The sequence below is a fragment of the Halopseudomonas pachastrellae genome, from assembly GCF_900114765.1.
In the GTDB taxonomy this organism is placed as follows: domain Bacteria; phylum Pseudomonadota; class Gammaproteobacteria; order Pseudomonadales; family Pseudomonadaceae; genus Halopseudomonas; species Halopseudomonas pachastrellae.
The window spans coordinates 75,990-93,707 of the sequence record NZ_FOUD01000017.1 but is presented as its reverse complement, the minus strand read 5'-3'; the positions used below and the strand labels follow the sequence as shown (position 1 = coordinate 93,707).

The following is a 17,718-nucleotide window of genomic DNA, read 5'->3' as shown; positions in this document are numbered from 1 at the left end:
GATTACTCCTGATCATCCACGGGTTGCTGCTCATCACCTTCGGGCTGCTGCGCCTCGCCTTCTTCGGCGGCTTCAACGGCCATTTCAATCTCTTCCTCGGAGGGCTCCTGCACACGCTCCAGCCCGACCAGCTTTTCTTCCGGGGCCAGACGAATGAGCATGACGCCCTGGGTGTTACGCGACAGGCTGGACACCTCGCTGACGCGGGTGCGCACCAAGGTGCCCTGGTCCGAAATCAGCATGATCTCCTCGCCATCGACCACCTGCACAGCGCCCACCAGTGCGCCGTTGCGCTCGTTGGAGACCATGGCGATCACGCCCTGACCACCACGACCACGACGCGGGAACTCGTCCAGCACGGTGCGCTTGCCGTAACCACGTTCGGAGGCGGTCAGGATCTGCGCCTCAGGCTCGGGGATCAGCATGGAGATCAGGCGCTGCTCGGCCGGCAGACGCATGCCGCGCACACCGCGGGCGGTACGGCCCATGGTGCGCACATGGCGCTCCTTGAAACGGATAACCTTGCCACCGTCGGAGAACAGCATGATGTCGCGCGAACCGTCGGTAATGGCGGCGGCAATCAGGGTGTCACCCTCTTCCAGGCGCAGGGCGATCAAGCCATTGCTGCGCGGACGGCTGAACTGCACCAGCGGCGTCTTCTTCACGGTACCGCGCGCGGTAGCCATAAAGATGTAGGAACCGGTAGGCTCGTCGTTGTCGTCATCGTCGCTGTCAGCATCGCCTTCGGCATCAGCCTCGACTTCAACAGCTTCACCTTCGATCACGCCTGCCTCGTCTTCCAGCTCCTCGCCCTCTTCGGCGCTCTGCTGCTGCAGCGCTTCCAGGTCGACTTGCAGCATGGCGGTGATCCACTCACCTTCTTCCAGCGGCAGCAGGTTGACCAGCGGGCGTCCACGCGCCGCGCGCGAGGCCTCGGGAATTTCGTAGGTCTTGAGCCAGTACACCTTGCCGCGACTGGAGAACAGCAGCAGCGTAGCGTGGCTGTGGGCGACCAGCAGGTGTTCGACGTAGTCTTCATCCTTCACGCCGGTCGCCGCCTTGCCACGACCACCACGGCGCTGGGCCTGGTAGTCGGTCAGCGGCTGGCTCTTGGCGTAACCGCCGTGGGAAATGGTCACCACGCGCTCTTCTTCGGCGATCAAGTCGGCCAGAGACAGGTCCATGCGCGAGGCAACGATTTCGGTACGACGCTCGTCGCCAAAATCATCACGTACCTTTTCCAGCTCCTCGACGATGACTTCCATCAGACGCTCCTGGCTGTTCAGGATGCGCAGCAGCTCGCCGATCTGCTCAAGAATCTGCTGGTACTCGGTCAGCAGTTTTTCGTGCTCAAGGCCGGTCAGGCGATGCAGGCGCAGATCCAGAATGGCCTGAGCCTGTTCAGGAGACAGGTAATACTTGCCTTCACGCAGACCGTACTGCTCGTCCAGCCCATCGGGGCGGCAGGACTCGGCGCCGGCGCGCTCGACCATTTCAATCACGGTGCCTGGCGCCCAGGCGGTAGCGATCAGGGCTTCGCGGGCTTCAGCCGGGCTGGGCGACTTTTTGATCAGCTCGATGACCGGGTCAATGTTCGACAGCGCAACCGCCTGACCTTCCAGGATGTGCCCGCGCTCACGTGCCTTGCGCAGCTCGTAAACGGTACGACGGGTCACCACTTCACGGCGGTGACGGACGAAGGCTTCGAGCAGTTCCTTGAGGTTCAGAATCTTCGGCTGACCGTCGAGCAGACCAACCACGTTGATGCCGAACACGCTCTGCATTTGAGTCTGGGAATAGAGGTTATTGAGTACGACCTCAGGCACTTCGCCACGACGCAGCTCGATGACCACGCGAATACCGTCCTTGTCGGACTCGTCGCGCAGCTCGGTAATACCTTCGAGCTTCTTCTCTTTAACCAGCTCAGCGATCTTCTCGATCAGACGTGCTTTGTTCAGCTGGTACGGCAGCTCGGAAATGACGATCTGCTGGCGACCGCCAACCTTGTCGATATCTTCAATTTCGCAGCGTGCGCGCACGTAGATGCGGCCACGACCCGTGCGATAGGCCTCAACAATGCCGGCACGGCCGTTGATGATGCCGGCAGTCGGGAAATCCGGCCCCGGAATAAATTCCATCAGCTCGTCGATGCTGATGTCGGGGTTGCTGATCACGGCCAGGCAGCCGTTGATCACTTCAGTCAGGTTGTGTGGCGGGATGTTGGTCGCCATGCCGACGGCGATACCGCTGGAGCCATTGACCAGCAGGTGCGGAATCTTGGTGGGCAGAACATCAGGGATCTGCTCTTTACCGTCGTAGTTGGGTACCCAGTCGACGGTTTCCTTATCCAGGTCAGCCAGCAGCTCATGGGTCAGCTTGGCCATCCGGACTTCGGTGTAACGCATGGCTGCCGCGTTGTCGCCGTCAATGGAACCGAAGTTGCCCTGACCGTCGACCAGCGGGTAGCGCATGGAGAAGTTCTGCGCCATACGCACGATGGTGTCGTACACCGCCGAGTCGCCGTGCGGGTGGTATTTACCGATGACGTCACCAACCACACGCGCCGACTTCAGGTACGGCTTGTTCCAGTCGTTGCCCAGCTCGCTCATGGCGTAGAGCACACGACGGTGTACCGGCTTGAGGCCGTCACGCACATCCGGCAGAGCCCGCCCGACGATTACGCTCATGGCGTAATCCAGGTAGGACTGTTTCAGTTCGTCTTCGATATTGACTGGAAGGATTTCTTTGGCCAGTTCACCCATGAAACGGCATTCCTTTTATTGTCGGCGTTGAAATAACGCCAAAAGCAATGCAAAGGCCTGAAGCCCCGTACTGGCCGGGACATCAATACCTCTGCGACACGCGCATTGGAAAAGCGAAAGCACTGATCAACCCACCCTGCAGAACCGCTTCTGCAGCGGGGCGCATTCCGCCCGATCAAAGCGCCAAAGGATACCACAGAGAACCCGCCGACGGGAGCACATAGCGCGCCCGCCGCGGGTGGTGAAGGGCCAGCATCAGTGCAGTCGACGAATACTCATGAGTTTGGCGATCTTGCCCTCGTCCGGCCGCTCGATAACGCCCTTTTCCGTGACGATGGCATCAATCAGCTCAACCGGGGTGACATCCAGCGGCTGGCCGGCACCCGCCGCCCCCTGCAAGACCTCCGGCTCCAGCGCATCGCCGTCACTGAGGCTCATATCCAGAGTGGCGGTGGAGGCCACCACCATAAAGCGCAAACCGTGATGCATGGCCAGAATGGCCAGTGCGTAGGTCCCCTGGGTGGTGATCACATCGCCATTGGCAGCAATACGTTCGGCGCCGACTACCACCCAGGACACCGGGTCATATTTCATGCTGCTGGCGGCCGCCGTATCGGCTATCAGGCTGCACGGCACGCCCGTGCGCTGCAGCTCCCAGGCAGCCAGGCGCGCACCACTGCGCGACGGACTGGCCTCGCCGACCAGTACCTCCTTCAGCACGCCGGCCCGGTGCGCCGCCTGCACCACGCCCATGGCAGTACCACCGCCGCCGCCAGACAGCTCGCCGCTGTAACCCAGCAGCATCAGCTTTTGCTCGGCCGAGTGATGGCGGCGCAGCAGCTGCAAGCCAAAGCGCGCCATACTTTGATTGGCCTCGGCATCCGCCCCGGCGATGGCCTCGGCGGCCTGCAACAGGCGGCCAGGCACGTCGGCATCAGAGGCAATCCCAGCCAGGGTTTGCCGCATGATGCCAAGCGCCCACTGCAGGTTGGCCGCCATCGGCCCAAGGGCGGCAAAAGCGGCAATCACCGGCTCCAGCTCCTGCGACCAGTCCCGCACCGGCGTGACCAGTTGTCGCGCCGCCAGCGCCACACCAAAGGCCGCGGCAACGCCCAATGCCGCCGCCCCCACCACCACGCCGCAGCGCATGGCAGCCAGTACCTCTACCTCATCATGGCAATCGTGGCTTACCAGTTCCGGCAGACGGCGCTGATCCAGCAACCTGACTGCGCCCTCCGGCAACCAGCTGACTGCCTGCAAACTCGCCTTATCTGCTACCGCCTCAATCTGCAACATGACAGAATCTCCTTCCATTGGCGCCGGGTTGACCGGCGCGCCACAAGCCCACGCTGCATTTGCCCATAACCAGCAGGTATACTTGCCGACCATGATGCAAGGCGAATTGAACATGACCACCCTGCCCGGCGAGCTCGACCTGTTGATCGTGCCACGCTGGATTATTCCTGTTGCGCCCCGCGGCCTGGTGCTGGAACAGCACGCCCTGGCGGTCCACCAGGGGCGTATCGTCGGCCTGCTGCCGGTGAGCAGCGCCAATGCACTGCAACCGCGCGAGCGCCGCGACCTGCCCAACCACGTACTGATTCCAGGCCTGATCAACGCCCACGGCCATGCGGCAATGACGCTGTTCCGCGGCCTGGCCGACGATCTGCCGTTGATGACCTGGCTTACGGAACATATATGGCCCGCTGAAGGGCGCTGGGTCAACGCCGATTTTGTCCGCCTGGGCACCGAGCTGGCGATTGCCGAGATGCTGCGCGGCGGCACCACCTGTTTTTCAGACATGTACTTCTACCCGGATGTTGCAGCAGCTGCGGCGCTGGATGCAGGCATGCGCGCGCAGGTGTGCTTTCCGGTTATCGACAACCCGATCCCCGGCGCCCGCGATGCAGCCGAAGCCATTGCCAAGGGCCTGAAGCTGCGCGACGACACGCGCCACAGCGGCCTGATCACCACCGCCTTTGGCCCCCACGCGCCCTACACCGTCGGCGATGAAACCCTGACGCGTATCCGCACCCTGGCCGACGAGCTGGACATGCCGATCCACATGCATGTGCATGAAACAGCGGGCGAGGTTGCCGATGCCGTAACCCAGACCGGCGAGCGACCACTGCAGCGCCTGCAACGCCTTGGCCTGCTCGGCCCCAGACTGCAAGCGGTGCACATGACCGACATCAGCGATGCCGATTTGGCCTTGCTGGTCGAATACGGTGTGCAACTGGTGCACTGCCCTGAATCCAACCTCAAGCTGGCCAGCGGCATGATGCCCTTGCAGCGTCTGCTTGACAGCGGCCTGAACGTGGCCCTGGGCACCGACGGCGCGGCCAGCAACAATGATCTGGACATGCTTGGCGAGATGCGCACCGCCGCCATGCTGGCGAAGATCGTTGCCGGCGCGCCCACCGCACTGGACGCCCACAGCGCCCTGCACCTGGCCACCCTGGGTGGCGCACGCGCACTGGGTCTGGACGAAGAAATCGGCTCGCTGGAAGTCGGCAAGGCCGCCGACATTACCGCCGTCGACCTGTCCGGCATTGCCCAGCAACCACTCTACAACCCGGCCTCCCAGCTGCTGTACACCTGCAACGCCAGTCAGGTCAGCGATGTCTGGGTCGCCGGGCGCGCGAAACTGCGCGACGGCCAGCTGGTTGGCCTGAACACGCCCGATATCCTGCAGCGAGCTCGCGAGCTGGCTGCCCTCATTGCCCAAGGGGAACCCCATGAGTCTTAACGTTGATCGCGCTGAAATCGCCAAATTCGAGGCGCTGGCAAGCCGCTGGTGGGACCGTAACAGCGAGTTCAAACCGCTGCATGAGATCAACCCGCTGCGCACCAACTGGATTGACGAGCGCGCCAGCCTGGCCGGCAAGAAGGTGCTGGACGTTGGCTGCGGTGGCGGCATTCTGGCCGAAGCCATGGCCCAGCGCGGCGCCCAGGTGACCGGCATCGATATGGGCGAAGCGCCACTGGCCGTCGCCCGCCTGCACCAGCTGGAGTCCGGCGTCAGCGTCGACTACGAGCAAAGCACAGCCGAGGAGTTTGCCGAGCTGCACGCCGGCACCTTTGACGTGGTGACCTGTCTGGAGATGCTCGAGCACGTGCCAGACCCAAGCTCGGTGATTCGCGCCTGCGCCAAACTGGTCAAGCCGGGCGGTCAGGTGTTTTTCTCCACCATTAACCGCAACCCCAAGTCGTTCATGTTCGCCATCGTTGGCGCCGAGTACGTCTTGCGCATGCTGCCGCGCGGCACCCACGAGTTTGCCAAGTTCATCCGCCCGGCCGAGCTGGGCCGCTGGGTGCGCGACGCCAGCCTGGACCTGCAGGACATCACCGGCCTGACCTTCAACCCGCTGACCCGCACCTACAAGCTGGGCGCCGACGTAGACGTCAACTACATGGTGCACTGCCAGCGCGAGGCCCAGGCTTGATGCTCAGCGGAGTCCTTTTTGACCTGGACGGCACCCTGCTGGATACCGCCGAGGATTTTGTTCACATCATCCAGGCCATGCAGCAGGAGCATGGCAGAGCGCCTGCCCCTGCCGAGCTGATTCGCGCCCAGGTATCTGATGGCTCGATCGGCATGCTGTCTACCGCCTTTGAGCTGTCGCCCGAGGCACCGGCATTCGCCGCCCTGCGCGAGGACTTTCTCAGCCGCTACGAGCAAGGACTGGCCGTGCATACCCGGCCCTTCCCCGGCATCAGCGAGCTCCTCGACTGGCTGGATGCCGAGCAACTGCCCTGGGGCGTGGTTACCAACAAGCTCAGCCGCTTCAGCATTCCGCTATTGGAGCAGACCGGACTGGCGAGCCGCTGCGCATCCCTGGTCTGCCCGGATCAGGTCGCACGCGGCAAGCCGAACCCAGAATCCGCGCTCAAGGCCTGCAGCGACATGCAGATTGACCCGGCCAGCTGCATTTTTATCGGCGACCATGTACGCGACATCCAGGCCGGCCGCGCCGCCGGCATGGCCACCATCGCCGCGCTGTACGGCTACCTGGCTGCGAATGAAGACCACCTGGCCTGGCAGGCCACCCACAGCGTGCAGCACGCCAGCGAGCTACAGCCCTGGCTGCAACAACGGCATCAACCGGAGACACCCCATGTTTGATTACACCGCCCCGGCCGACCTGCTGACCGGCCGCGTTATCCTGATCACCGGTGCCGGCGACGGCATTGGCCGCGCTTGTGCCCTTAGCTGCGCCGCCCACGGCGCCACCGTAGTACTGGTTGGCCGCACCCAAAGCAAGCTGGAAGAAGTGTACGACGCCATTGAAGCGGCCGGACACCCGCAGCCGGCGCTCTGCCCGCTGAACCTGGAAACCGCCACCGAGAAAGACTACGAAGACCTGGCAGATCAGTTGTTCGATACCTTCGGCAAGCTCGACGGCCTGGTCCACAACGCCGCCGAGCTAGGCCCCCGCACCCTGCTTGACAGCGTCAAGCCGGAAGCCTGGATGCGCGTGATGCAGGTCAACGTCAACGCGCCCTTCCTGCTGACTCGCGCGATGATGCCGCTGCTGCGCGCTGCCGACGATGCCTCTGTCCAGCTGCTGTCCTCCAGTGTCGGCCGCAAGGGCCGCGCCTACTGGGGCCCCTACGCGGTCAGCAAGTTTGCCGTTGAGGGCATGATGCAGGTGCTGGCCGACGAGCAGGATGGCACCAGCAACATTCGCGTCAACAGCGTCAACCCGGGCGCCACCCGCACCCCCATGCGCGCCAAGGCGTACCCCAACGAGCAAGCCGAGATCAATCCCAAGCCTGAAGAGATCATGCCCGTGTTCCTCTACCTGCTGGGGCCTGACAGCAAAGCGCGCAATGGCGAGGCCTTTGACGCCCAATAGCCGTTTTTTTGACAACGGCACGCCGCCTGTCACGGCCACTTGGCCGCAGGCGGCATTTTTTTGCCGCCCCGCCAGCAACCCGCCCCATAAAAAAAGCGTAAGCAACTGATATTAAACAATAAAAAATAATGGCACATTGATTGCTTGGGGAGATGTACCAGAGACTCCGCAGGTACACCCATCATGCCTCTTCAGGGAAACACCATCGATTTCGACTCGGCGCGCATGAAGCTTGCCCAGGGCGACGCTGCGCGCCGGCGCCGCAGCAAGCCGGTAACCAGTTTCGAAGCGATCCAGCGTCATCTGAGCCTGACCCTGCAAACCAGCCTTGAGCTGGACCGGGTGCTGGAAATGTTCTTTGCCGGCTTGCAAGCATTGCTGCAGGCCGATGGCATGGAATACCGCCACAGCGCTGCCGGCGCCCCTCTCAGCCTTGGCCACCGCGCCCTGCACCGCTGCAGCTATCGGCTGTCCCATGCCGGCGGCTACCTGGGCGAGCTGCAACTCAGCCGGCAAACACGTTTTGCCGAGAACGAGCTGGCCAGCCTGGAGGCCCTGCTGGGCACGCTGCTGTTTCCGCTGCGCAACGCCTTGATGTACCGCGAGGCACTGGCCAGCGCACTGAACGACACCCTGACCGGCGCCGGTAACCGCCTGGCCCTGAACCAGAATCTTGAGCGCGATATTCGCCTGGCCAAGCGCACCGGGCAGCCGCTGTCGCTGACAATATTGGACGTGGATCACTTCAAGCAGATAAACGACCGCTTTGGCCACGCCTATGGCGATGAGGCCCTGAAAGCGTTAGTGAACTGCGTGGCAGCCTCGCTGCGCAACGTCGATGGACTGTACCGCCTGGGTGGCGAAGAGTTTGTCGTTTTGCTGATCAACACCGATGCAAACGCCTGCCACCTGGTGGCCGAGCGCATTCGCCAATCGATTGAACAACTGCAGTTCCATATCGATGGCCAGCCGCTTCCCATGACAGCCAGCCTGGGGCACGCCACCCTGCGCGCAGACGATGATGCTACCAGCCTGCTGAACCGCGCCGACCTGCGCATGTACGAGGCCAAACGCGGCGGCCGCAACAGGGTGATGGGACAGTAGTTCAGGCACAAAAAAACGGCGCATAAGGGCGCCGTTTTTTATCCCGCCATCAGCGGTCGCGTCGACGACCACCCCGAGGCTGACGAGCCTGATGCATGGACGGCTTGCGCGCCAGGCGCTGCAGTTTTTCCTTGTCACTGGTTTTCATCGCCGGCAGGGCAATCGGCTCCAGGCCCACTTCCTTGCTCAGCGCGTCCAGCTCGTTCTGTTTGAGCTCGCGCCAGCGGCCAACAGGCAGTTCCGGCCCGAGGAATACCGGCCCGAAGCGTACGCGCTTGAGGCGGTTAACACGCATGCCCTGAGACTCCCAAAGACGGCGCACTTCGCGGTTACGGCCTTCCATCAGGCAGACGTGGAACCAGCGGTTGATACCCTCACCACCGGAGGCCACGATATCGGTGAACTTGGCCGGGCCGTCTTCGAGCATCACGCCCTCTTTCAGGCGCTCGACCATTTCCTCTGTGACCTCACCCATGACGCGCACGGCATATTCGCGGTCCATTTGATAGGACGGGTGCATCAGGCGGTTGGCCAGCTCACCATCAGTGGTAAACAGCAGCAGGCCACTGGTGTTGATATCCAGGCGACCGACGTTGATCCAGCGGCCGTGCTTGAGGCGCGGCAGGCGGTCAAAAACGGTGGGGCGACCTTCGGGGTCATCGCGAGTACAGACTTCGCCCTCGGGCTTGTTGTACAGCATGACGCGGCGGGTGACTTCGGAGCCCAGATCACGGCGAATCGGACGGTCGTCCACGCTGATCTGATCCATGCTGTCGACCCGGCAGCCGAGCTCGGCGGGCTGTCCGTTGACGCTGACGCGGCCGGCGGCAATCCAGCCTTCAACCTCGCGGCGAGAGCCCAGCCCCATGCGGGCCAGCACCTTTTGCAGTTTTTCGCCTGGCGCCGGCGCGGCGGGGTTGTCGTTTACGTCGATATCGTCAGTCATTGGAGCACCTCCCGGTGTGATGCAGAGAAAAGCCGTGCAGGATACCACCGACCACAGGCGTCAGCCAGATCAGCTGCGCTGCCCTTCATCGGAATCATCAACGGCGGACTGATCGTCAAGGGACGGGGTTTCTGATGCAGGTTCGTCCGAGACCGGCATGTCATCAAAGTCACTCTTGAGGTTGGCTTCCATGGCGTTGAGCTCGTCCAGCAGGTTGCGAAAGCCGCTCTGCCCTTCTTCGGAATCCAGCGGTTTGAGCGGCTCCACCGGCAACCAGGGCGCATCACCTGCGGCTTCGCCGTCGCGCGCCCGAGCATCGGCCTCCTCCGGCGACTGCAGCGCCAGCTCCGGCGCCATATCCAGCTCATCCAGATCACGCACCGCCGCCAGCGGCGGCAGCTCGTTAAGGCTACGCAGGTTGAAGTAGTCGAGAAACTGCCGCGTGGTGGCGTACATGGCCGGGCGCCCCGGTACGTCGCGATGGCCCACCACCCTGACCCACTCACGGTCCAGCAAGGTCTTGACGATCTGCGTGCTGACCGCAACGCCACGGATGTCCTCAATTTCGCCACGGGTGATGGGTTGGCGGTAGGCAATCAGCGACAGGGTTTCCAGCAAGGCACGGGAGTAGCGCTGCGGCCGCTCTTCCCACAACCGCGCCACCCAGGGGCCATACTGCTCACGCACCTGCAGTCGCCAGCCACTGGCTACCTCGCGCAGCTCGATAGCACGCCCCTGATAACTGGCTGCCAGCTTCTCCAGCGCCTTGCGAATATCCTCAAAGCCCGGCAGCACATCTTCATCAAACAGCTCACGCAGCTTTTCCACCGACAGCGGCCGGCCCGCTGCCAGCAACGCGGCCTCGACAATGTGTTCAATCGGCGGCTGGCTCATGCTCACCTCGTGCCTTGACGTGAATGGGGGCAAAGGCTTCGCTCTGCACCAGATCAACCAGTTGTTCCTTGACCAGCTCCAGCACGGCCATAAAGGTTACCACCACCCCGAGCTTGCCCTCGCTGGCATTGAACAGGCTGACAAAGGGTACAAACTGGCCGGCCTTGAGGCGGTCCAGCACCTCGGCCATACGCTCGCGGGTGGAGAGCGCCTCGCGGGTTACCTGGTGGCTTTCGAACATCTCGGCCCGGCGCAACACTTCCGACAGCGACAACAGCAGCTCCTGCATGCTGACCTCGGGGTGCGCGCGGCGGCTTGGTAACTCGCCAACCTCGACCCGTGCCGCCCAGGTCTCGCGCCCCATGCGCGGCAGAGCGTCGATGTCTTCGGCGGCCTTTTTAAAGCGCTCGTACTCCTGCAGGCGGCGGATCAGCTCGGCGCGCGGGTCACCCTCGTCATCGTCCAGCTCTTCCGGGCGCGGCAGCAGCAAGCGTGACTTGATCTCCGCCAGCATGGCCGCCATCACCAGATACTCGGCCGCCAGCTCCAGACGCACCGCCTTCATCAGCTCGACGTAGGTCATGTACTGACGGGTAATTTCTGCGACCGGGATGTCGAGGATGTCGATGTTCTGTTTGCGGATCAGATACAGCAGCAAGTCGAGCGGGCCTTCAAAGGCCTCAAGAAAGACTTCCAGTGCTTCGGGGGGGATATACAGGTCCTGCGGGACCTCGGTATAGGCCTCGCCGTAGACAACGGCAAGGGGCAGCTCCTGCTGCCGGCCGACGCCGCGCGATCGGTCTATCGCGGCGTCGGTCTCGGGGCTGACCGCGGCATCGTCTGTCGGGTCAGCCATCGGTTACTGCCGGTACTGCAGGCCCATGGCCTGGCGCACTTCGATCAGCGTGTCACGCGCCGCTTCGCGGGCGCGCTCGGTGCCCTCGTTGAGGATCACGCGGACCGCGTCCGGGTTGGCCTCATACTCGGCAGCGCGCTGCTGCATGGGCGCGAGTTCTGCGCTGATGGCATCGATGATCGGCTTCTTGCAGTCGATGCAACCGATGCCGGCGCTGCGGCAGCCTTCCTGCACCCAGTCGTGGATCGGTTTGTCGGTATAAACCTGATGCAGCTGGTATACCGGGCACTTGTCCGGGTTACCCGGATCGGTGCGGCGCACCCGCGCCGGGTCGGTCGGCATGCGGCGCACCTTTTCCGAGACTTCGTCGGTGGTGTCGCGCAGGGTAATGGTGTTGCCGTAGGACTTGGACATCTTCTGCCCATCCAGCCCCGGCATCTTGGAGTCCGGCGTCAGCAGCGCCTGCGGCTCAGGCAGGATGACCTTGCCGCCACCCTCGAGGTAGCCAAACAGACGCTCCTGGTCACCCAGGGTGATGTTCTGTTGCTCCTTGAGCAGCGCGCGGGCGGTTTCCAGAGCATCGGCGTCGCCCTGCTCCTGGTAGGCCTTGCGCAGGCTGGAATACAGCTTGGCGGCCTTTTTGCCCATTTTCTTGATGGCAGCCTCGGCCTTGTCCTCAAAACCCGGCTCTTTGCCGTACAGGTGGTTGAAACGACGCGCGACCTCGCGGGTGATTTCAACGTGCGCTACCTGGTCAGCACCCACCGGCACCTGGCCGGCGCGGTAGATCAGGATGTCGGCGCTCTGCAGCAGCGGGTAGCCAAGAAAACCGTAGGTCGCCAGGTCGCGATCCTTGAGCTTTTCCTGCTGATCCTTGTAGGTCGGCACGCGCTCCAGCCAGCTGACCGGGGTAACCATCGACATCAGCAGATGCAGCTCTGCGTGCTCGGGCACCTGAGACTGAATGAACATGGTGGACGAGGTTCCGCTGACACCGGCGGCCAGCCAGTCGATCAGCATGTCCCAGACGTTCTGCTCAATACTCTGCGGGTCTTCGTAATGGGTGGTCAGGGCGTGCCAGTCGGCGGCGAAGAAAAAGCACTCGTACTCGTGCTGCAGCTTGACCCAGTTTTTCAACACACCGTGATAGTGACCCAGGTGCAGACGGCCGGTAGGGCGCATACCTGACAGAACCCGGCGCTGCGAATCGACAGAACTCAAGGGGGACTCCTGAAAAGATCAGTTGTAATAGGCGAACTGCGGCGATTATACCGATAAAGCCGGATCAGTCATGCAACTCGCTGCGGCTGACGCCAAAGGGCTCTGGATCACCGCGCCCTTCGCGCAGCACTTCGACCTCACCATCGAGCAGGCTGATCACCGTGGTGGGCTCCACCATGCAGGCACCGCCGTCGATAATCAGCTCGATCTGCTTGCCCAGGCGGTCGCGGATTTGCTCGGGGTCGGTCAGCGGCAGGTTGTCGCCAGGCAACATCAAGGTCACGCTCAGCAGCGGCTCGCCCAGCGCTTCGAGCAGGTCCAGGGTGATCTGGTGATCCGGCACGCGCAAGCCAATGGTGCGGCGCTTGGGGTGCAGCAGCAGCCGCGGCACCTCGGTGGTGGCATTGAGGATAAAGGTGTAGGGGCCGGGGGTGGTCGCCTTCAGCAGGCGAAAGGTGGTGTTGTCGACCTTGGCATAGACACCCAGCTCGGACAGGTCACGGCACACCAGCGTGAAGTTGTGCTTGTCATCGAGTTGGCGCAGGCGACGAATGCGCTCCAGCGCGTTCTTGTTGCCGAGCTGACAGCCCAGCGCGTAGGCAGAGTCGGTGGGGTACGCCACCACGCCGCCCTGGCGAATAATGTCGGCGGCCTGACGAATCAGACGTGCCTGCGGGTTTTGCGGGTGAATCTGGAAGAACTGGCTCATCGAACTCTATCCGTGTTTTCTTGAAGTTTAGCAGGGAGTGACTACTCGGATACGTGAAAACGCGGGCAATCTCGGCGGATAGTCAGGCGTCACGCACTGAACAGGCTGCTCTCCCACACCGGCGTGCAGTCGGGTGGCAATGCCGTCATGCTGCCCAGCGCCGTCCAGGGTGAAGCGGGGTTGTGAAAATCGCTGCCGCAACTGGCGAGAAAGCCGAACTCGACCGCCAGCTTGCCGAGATAGGCGACCTGATCAACCGGCTGCTTGCCGTTGGCCACCTCGATGCCACGCCCGCCCGCTGCCGCAAACTGGCGTAATAAGGCCCGCAACTTGCTGCGTGTCAGGCCGTAGTGCCAGGGGTGGGCTACCACTGCCATGCCGCCGGCAGCGCGCAGTTGGCCAACCACCTCTTCCAGCGTCGGCCAGTGCTGGCGTATATCGCCCAGCTTGCCCGCGCCCAGCCACTTACGAAAGGCTTCGCCATGATCGCGCACATGGCCGGCCTGTACCATCCACTCGGCAAAATGCGGACGCCCCGGCGGCAGCGACACATCGCCGCCGGCAGCCTGCTGCGCTGCCACAGCGCCCTCATAGGCACCGGGCATCCGCTTGCCGGCCAGCCGCTCGCCAATCTGCTCGGCCCGCCGCCAACGCCCATCGCGTACTGCCGCCAGCGCATCGGTCAGCACCGTCGCCTCGGGGTCAAAGCCGTAACCAAGGATATGCAGGGTATGCCCAAACCACTGCGCCGACATCTCGACACCACTCACCCAGTGCACGCCCAGGCTGCGTGCGGTCTCGGCTGCTTCGGGCAGGCCATCAATACAGTCATGATCAGTCAGGGCGACCATGCCCACGCCTGCCTCGGCCACACGTCGCATCAGCTCGGCGGGTGCCAGGCTGCCATCGGAGGCGGTACTGTGCATATGCAGGTCAACAATCAAGGGTGTTCTCCCGGAACAGATAACGACATGCCGCAATAACAAGGCAGGCAACGCGCGCCTTGACGCGGCGGCGGGACTTTCGCCTATTATGCCGCCTGAACCGCCTCAAGCCCATGCCGGGATTCTGCTCCCGGCGATCGCCAATCACTGCGTCACTTGACAGTCACGCCGCAAGGAACCTCCATGCTCTACGCCATCATGGCCACCGACAAGCCAGACAGCCTGAACGACCGCCTCGCTGCCCGCCCCGACCACCTGGCCCGCCTGCAACAGCTGCAGGATCAGGGGCGCCTTGTGTTGGCCGGCCCGCACCCGGCAGTCGACAGCGCAGACCCGGGCAGTGCCGGCTTCACCGGCAGCCTGGTGGTTGCCGAATTCGCGTCGCTGGACGATGCCCGCCAGTGGGCCGACGCCGACCCCTACGTGGCAGCCGGCGTATATGAGCAGGTCACCATCAAACCCTTCAAGCGTGTATTCCCGGCCTGAGCAAGGAGGCACCATGTTTCGTTCGCTTATCTGTAGCGCTGTGCTTAGCAGCATCTTGCTGACCCTGCCCGCCCTCGCCCAGGAACCCGCTGACAACACGGCGCAAGCCGATGACAGCTTCCAGGCCCAGGACATCGGCACACTGCAGGCTGAACTGGCCCGCGTAGAAGCCGAGCGCCAACGCCTTGCCGACCAGCTCGATGGCGGCGCACAGGGTGAGCGTGTCGAGCAACTGCAAACCGAGAATCAGCAACTGCGTAACGACAACCAGGCTGCGCGACTGGACGCCCAGGCGCGCCTGATCAAGCAGCAGCAGCGCTGGTTTCTGATCGGTGGTCTGAGCGTTGCCGCCAGTACCCTGATGGGCTTTGTCCTTGCCCGCATGGGCCGTCAGAAGCGCCGCGAATGGCTGAACTGACGCCGGTTCTGATCATCGACGACGACCAGGAGCTCTGCGAGCTGCTGCGTGACTGGCTGGCGACCGAACGCTTTGAGCTCACCGCCGCCCACGACGGGCCCAGCGGGCTGGCTGCGGCACGCGCCAACAGCTATGCCGCCATCATTCTCGACGTCATGCTGCCCGGCATGAACGGCCTGGAGATCCTGCGCGAATTGCGCCAGAGCTGCCAAACCCCGCTGCTGATGCTCAGCGCCCGGGGCGAGCCGGTCGACCGCATTCTTGGCCTGGAGCTGGGCGCCGATGACTACCTGGCCAAGCCGTGCGATCCGCGCGAATTGGTCGCCCGCCTGCGTGCCCTGCTGCGCCGCAGCCAACCCAGTGCAGATACCGGCAGCGAAGAGCTGAGCCTCGGTAACCTGCGCCTGGACACCGGCAACCTGATGGCCTGGCAGGATGATGAGCCCCTGCAATTGACGCAAAGTGAAGCGCTGATTCTGCGTGCGCTGATGACTCGACCCGGGCAGGTTGTCGACCGCCAGACGCTGTCACGCGAGGCACTCGGCAAACCGCTTGGCAGCTATGATCGCAGCCTCGACATGCATATCAGCAACCTGCGGCGCAAACTCGGCCCGCACCCGGAGGGGCGGCCGCGCATTCAGTCCATCCGCGGACGTGGCTATCTGCTTGGTCATTGAACCGTAAGCAAGGCATTCGGGTTATTTACATAACCTTTACCAACCCCATGCCACCGCTGACATAGCGATCTCTAGACTCTGCAGGCAATGAGCGGATTCCCCGGTCAGACACCAACGGAGAATGACCCATGAAAAAGACACTGCTTGCCACTACCCTGCTGCTGACCACCGGCCTGTCCGGTATCCTCATGGCCGCACCCGGCAATGATGCACCGCCACGCGAGCGCGGCTTCGAGCGTATGGCAGAAGAGCTGCAACTGACCGATGAGCAAAAGACTCAGCTGCAGCAAATTCGCGAGGAAGAAAGCGAGAAGTTCAAAACCCTGCGTGAAGAAAGCAAGGCACGTTTTGACGCCGTGCTGACCGCAGAACAGCGTCAGAAGATGGAAGAAATGCACGAACAGCGTCGTGAGCGCATGGAAGAACGTCGCGAACACCGCGAGCATCGCGCACCGCGTGGCGACTGCGAGTAACCCTCTGACAGGAAACACACCCCATGCGGCTATTCTGGAAGGTCTTTGCAGTACTCTGGCTGGCAACCTTGCTGGTCGGCGGTTCGGGCTTTCTGGTTAGCCGTACCCTGCAGCAGGATTGGCTTCTGCTGCAGCTCAATCCTCAGCTGCGCGACTTTGCCGCGCAGCTGGTCGACATCTACGAACAGCAGGGGCCGCAGGCCGCCCAGCAGTGGCTGGAAACCCAACGCCGCGAAGACCGCCTGCGCGCCCACCTGTTTGACGATTCCGGCAGCCCGCTGCTGCCCGGCACCTTGCCGCCAAACCCGCGCTTTGCTCCGGGGCCGCCGCCAGAGCCACCGCGTCACGGCGACGGCCCCGGGCGTGGACGCCTGTTCCAGCTGGCCTGGGACAGCGAGCAGACCAGCTATTTCGTGACCCTCTACGTGCCGGCGCCAGCGCTCTGGGAAGGCCAGCGCGCACCGGTGACACTGATCCTCAACGTTATCCTGGCGATGGCCGTGCTGGCGTTGCTGAGTCTGGTGCTCAGCCGCTATCTGACGCGTCCACTGCGGCAGTTGGGCAGCGCAGCCCAGGCGCTGGCCAAAGGCCGCTTCAGCGCTGGCAGCCTGCAACAAACCAGCGAGCGACGCGATGAGATCGGCGAACTGGCCCGGCGCTTTGAGAGCATGGCCGAGCAGGTGCAATCGCTACTGGACAGCCAGCAACAGCTGCTGCGCGACGTATCCCACGAGCTGCGCTCGCCGCTCGCCCGCCTGCGCGTGGGGCTGGCCCTGGGCAGCCAGCGCGACCTCGGCGCGGACGATCCGCTATGGCAGCGCCTGGACCGCGAATGCGATCGCCTTGACCGCCTGATCGACGGCATCCTGACCCTCAGCCGGCTGGACAGCCAACGCGAGCCGCCCACGCGCTTTGCCCTGGACCCGCTGGTACGCCAGGTGGTGGACGACAGCCGCTTTGCCGCAGCAGACCTCACGCTGGCACTGCAAGGACAGAGTGACCTCAACCTGACCGGCTGGCCCGACCAGCTGCAGGCCGCGCTCGACAACCTGTTACGCAATGCGGTGCGCTTCAGCCCACCGAACGGGGTAATTCAGGTTGCTTTGGCGGCAACCGGCCAAGGCGCGCAGATCATCATCGACGATCAGGGGCCGGGCGTTCCGGATGAGTGGTTAAACCGCCTCAGCGAACCCTTTGTGCGGGTGCCCGGACAATCTGCCGATAGCGGTTACGGGCTCGGGCTGACCATCGCCCAGCGCGCCGTTGCGCGCCATGGCGGCAAGCTGACCTTCACCCGTAACGACAGCGGTGGGCTGCGTGCCACGGTGGTATTGCCAGGTTCGAAAACCGGCGCGTGACCGAGCGTCAG

Annotated in this window: 18 protein-coding genes; 10 read left to right on the top strand and 8 right to left on the bottom strand. The window is 63.4% G+C overall.

Features of this window, described 5'->3' with window-relative positions:
- Positions 1-2: 2 nt before the first annotated feature.
- Positions 3-2,762 (bottom strand): DNA gyrase subunit A, encoded by a 2,760-nt coding sequence (gyrA, locus tag BM116_RS13910; RefSeq protein WP_083726696.1) that lies wholly within the window; start codon positions 2,760-2,762, stop codon positions 3-5.
- Between the two features lie 255 nt (positions 2,763-3,017).
- Entirely contained in the window at positions 3,018-4,058 is a 1,041-nt protein-coding gene (locus tag BM116_RS13905) for a s-methyl-5-thioribose-1-phosphate isomerase (protein ID WP_169847259.1), read from the bottom strand.
- A gap of 112 nt (positions 4,059-4,170) precedes the next feature.
- Between BM116_RS13905 and BM116_RS13900 the strand changes: the two genes are divergently transcribed.
- The 5 genes from BM116_RS13900 to BM116_RS13880 all read left to right on the top strand — a co-directional run bounded on the left by BM116_RS13900 (position 4,171) and on the right by BM116_RS13880 (position 8,725).
- Positions 4,171-5,511: a TRZ/ATZ family hydrolase gene (locus tag BM116_RS13900; protein WP_083726692.1), complete on the top strand. Its 1,341-nt coding sequence runs from the start codon at positions 4,171-4,173 to the stop codon at positions 5,509-5,511.
- Entirely contained in the window at positions 5,501-6,208 is a 708-nt protein-coding gene (gene ubiG, locus BM116_RS13895) for a bifunctional 2-polyprenyl-6-hydroxyphenol methylase/3-demethylubiquinol 3-O-methyltransferase UbiG (RefSeq protein ID WP_083726690.1), read from the top strand. The genes BM116_RS13900 and ubiG overlap by 11 nt, the downstream gene beginning before the upstream one ends.
- Positions 6,208-6,888, top strand: a complete 681-nt coding sequence (locus BM116_RS13890) for an HAD family hydrolase (RefSeq protein WP_090475219.1) — start codon at positions 6,208-6,210, stop codon at positions 6,886-6,888. The genes ubiG and BM116_RS13890 overlap by 1 nt, the downstream gene beginning before the upstream one ends.
- Positions 6,881-7,621: a YciK family oxidoreductase gene (locus BM116_RS13885; protein WP_083726686.1), complete on the top strand. Its 741-nt coding sequence runs from the start codon at positions 6,881-6,883 to the stop codon at positions 7,619-7,621. Before BM116_RS13890 ends, BM116_RS13885 begins: the two co-directional genes overlap by 8 nt.
- A gap of 183 nt (positions 7,622-7,804) precedes the next feature.
- On the top strand, positions 7,805-8,725 hold the full coding sequence (locus BM116_RS13880; RefSeq protein ID WP_083726684.1) for a GGDEF domain-containing protein: 921 nt from the start codon (positions 7,805-7,807) through the stop codon (positions 8,723-8,725).
- Positions 8,726-8,774: 49 nt separating this feature from the next.
- On the opposite strand, the gene rluB is transcribed toward BM116_RS13880, so the two are convergent.
- The 6 genes from rluB to BM116_RS13850 form a co-directional block, all read right to left on the bottom strand.
- The gene (rluB, locus tag BM116_RS13875; RefSeq protein WP_083726682.1) at positions 8,775-9,671 is read right to left on the bottom strand and encodes a 23S rRNA pseudouridine(2605) synthase RluB; all 897 of its coding nucleotides are present in this window, start codon (positions 9,669-9,671) and stop codon (positions 8,775-8,777) included.
- Positions 9,672-9,740: 69 nt separating this feature from the next.
- Positions 9,741-10,571 (bottom strand): SMC-Scp complex subunit ScpB, encoded by an 831-nt coding sequence (scpB, locus tag BM116_RS13870; protein WP_083726680.1) that lies wholly within the window; start codon positions 10,569-10,571, stop codon positions 9,741-9,743.
- Complete coding sequence (locus BM116_RS13865) at positions 10,546-11,421, bottom strand: segregation and condensation protein A (protein ID WP_083726678.1); 876 nt, start codon at positions 11,419-11,421, stop codon at positions 10,546-10,548. The genes scpB and BM116_RS13865 overlap by 26 nt, the downstream gene beginning before the upstream one ends.
- Positions 11,422-11,424: 3 nt before the next feature.
- Positions 11,425-12,642 carry a tryptophan--tRNA ligase gene (locus tag BM116_RS13860; RefSeq protein ID WP_083726676.1) on the bottom strand — a complete coding sequence of 406 codons (1,218 nt, stop codon included), beginning with the start codon at positions 12,640-12,642 and terminating at the stop codon, positions 11,425-11,427.
- 64 nt (positions 12,643-12,706) lie between these two features.
- Positions 12,707-13,351: an L-threonylcarbamoyladenylate synthase gene (locus BM116_RS13855; RefSeq protein ID WP_083726674.1), complete on the bottom strand. Its 645-nt coding sequence runs from the start codon at positions 13,349-13,351 to the stop codon at positions 12,707-12,709.
- An 89-nt stretch (positions 13,352-13,440) separates the two neighbouring features.
- Positions 13,441-14,295: a PHP domain-containing protein gene (locus BM116_RS13850; protein ID WP_083726672.1), complete on the bottom strand. Its 855-nt coding sequence runs from the start codon at positions 14,293-14,295 to the stop codon at positions 13,441-13,443.
- A 183-nt stretch (positions 14,296-14,478) separates the two neighbouring features.
- Here BM116_RS13850 and BM116_RS13845 point away from each other — a divergent pair, with 183 nt between their 5' ends.
- The 5 genes from BM116_RS13845 to BM116_RS13825 all read left to right on the top strand — a co-directional run bounded on the left by BM116_RS13845 (position 14,479) and on the right by BM116_RS13825 (position 17,707).
- On the top strand, positions 14,479-14,781 hold the full coding sequence (locus BM116_RS13845) for a YciI family protein (protein WP_083726670.1): 303 nt from the start codon (positions 14,479-14,481) through the stop codon (positions 14,779-14,781).
- Positions 14,782-14,794: 13 nt separating this feature from the next.
- Entirely contained in the window at positions 14,795-15,199 is a 405-nt protein-coding gene (locus BM116_RS13840; protein ID WP_083726668.1) for an SH3 domain-containing protein, read from the top strand.
- Positions 15,196-15,876: a response regulator transcription factor gene (locus BM116_RS13835; protein ID WP_083726744.1), complete on the top strand. Its 681-nt coding sequence runs from the start codon at positions 15,196-15,198 to the stop codon at positions 15,874-15,876. Before BM116_RS13840 ends, BM116_RS13835 begins: the two co-directional genes overlap by 4 nt.
- A 128-nt stretch (positions 15,877-16,004) precedes the next feature.
- Complete coding sequence (locus BM116_RS13830) at positions 16,005-16,349, top strand: DUF4890 domain-containing protein (protein WP_083726666.1); 345 nt, start codon at positions 16,005-16,007, stop codon at positions 16,347-16,349.
- A gap of 23 nt (positions 16,350-16,372) precedes the next feature.
- On the top strand, positions 16,373-17,707 hold the full coding sequence (locus BM116_RS13825) for a HAMP domain-containing sensor histidine kinase (protein ID WP_083726664.1): 1,335 nt from the start codon (positions 16,373-16,375) through the stop codon (positions 17,705-17,707).
- The last annotated feature ends 11 nt before the right edge of the window (positions 17,708-17,718 follow it).

What these genes read in the sequence shown, in the direction of transcription:
- BM116_RS13825 (WP_083726664.1), top strand. Translation starts at nt 16,373, where the DNA reads ATGCGGCTATTCTGGAAGGTCTTTGCAGTACTCTGGCTGGCAACCTTG.
- BM116_RS13830 (WP_083726666.1), top strand. Translation starts at nt 16,005, where the DNA reads ATGAAAAAGACACTGCTTGCCACTACCCTGCTGCTGACCACCGGCCTG.
- BM116_RS13880 (WP_083726684.1), top strand. Translation starts at nt 7,805, where the DNA reads ATGCCTCTTCAGGGAAACACCATCGATTTCGACTCGGCGCGCATGAAG.
- BM116_RS13840 (WP_083726668.1), top strand. Translation starts at nt 14,795, where the DNA reads ATGTTTCGTTCGCTTATCTGTAGCGCTGTGCTTAGCAGCATCTTGCTG.
- ubiG (WP_083726690.1), top strand. Translation starts at nt 5,501, where the DNA reads ATGAGTCTTAACGTTGATCGCGCTGAAATCGCCAAATTCGAGGCGCTG.
- BM116_RS13905 (WP_169847259.1), bottom strand. Translation starts at nt 4,058, where the DNA reads ATGTTGCAGATTGAGGCGGTAGCAGATAAGGCGAGTTTGCAGGCAGTC.
- BM116_RS13890 (WP_090475219.1), top strand. Translation starts at nt 6,208, where the DNA reads ATGCTCAGCGGAGTCCTTTTTGACCTGGACGGCACCCTGCTGGATACC.
- BM116_RS13900 (WP_083726692.1), top strand. Translation starts at nt 4,171, where the DNA reads ATGACCACCCTGCCCGGCGAGCTCGACCTGTTGATCGTGCCACGCTGG.
- BM116_RS13885 (WP_083726686.1), top strand. Translation starts at nt 6,881, where the DNA reads ATGTTTGATTACACCGCCCCGGCCGACCTGCTGACCGGCCGCGTTATC.
- BM116_RS13865 (WP_083726678.1), bottom strand. Translation starts at nt 11,421, where the DNA reads ATGGCTGACCCGACAGACGATGCCGCGGTCAGCCCCGAGACCGACGCC.
- BM116_RS13845 (WP_083726670.1), top strand. Translation starts at nt 14,479, where the DNA reads ATGCTCTACGCCATCATGGCCACCGACAAGCCAGACAGCCTGAACGAC.
- rluB (WP_083726682.1), bottom strand. Translation starts at nt 9,671, where the DNA reads ATGACTGACGATATCGACGTAAACGACAACCCCGCCGCGCCGGCGCCA.
- BM116_RS13855 (WP_083726674.1), bottom strand. Translation starts at nt 13,351, where the DNA reads ATGAGCCAGTTCTTCCAGATTCACCCGCAAAACCCGCAGGCACGTCTG.
- gyrA (WP_083726696.1), bottom strand. Translation starts at nt 2,762, where the DNA reads ATGGGTGAACTGGCCAAAGAAATCCTTCCAGTCAATATCGAAGACGAA.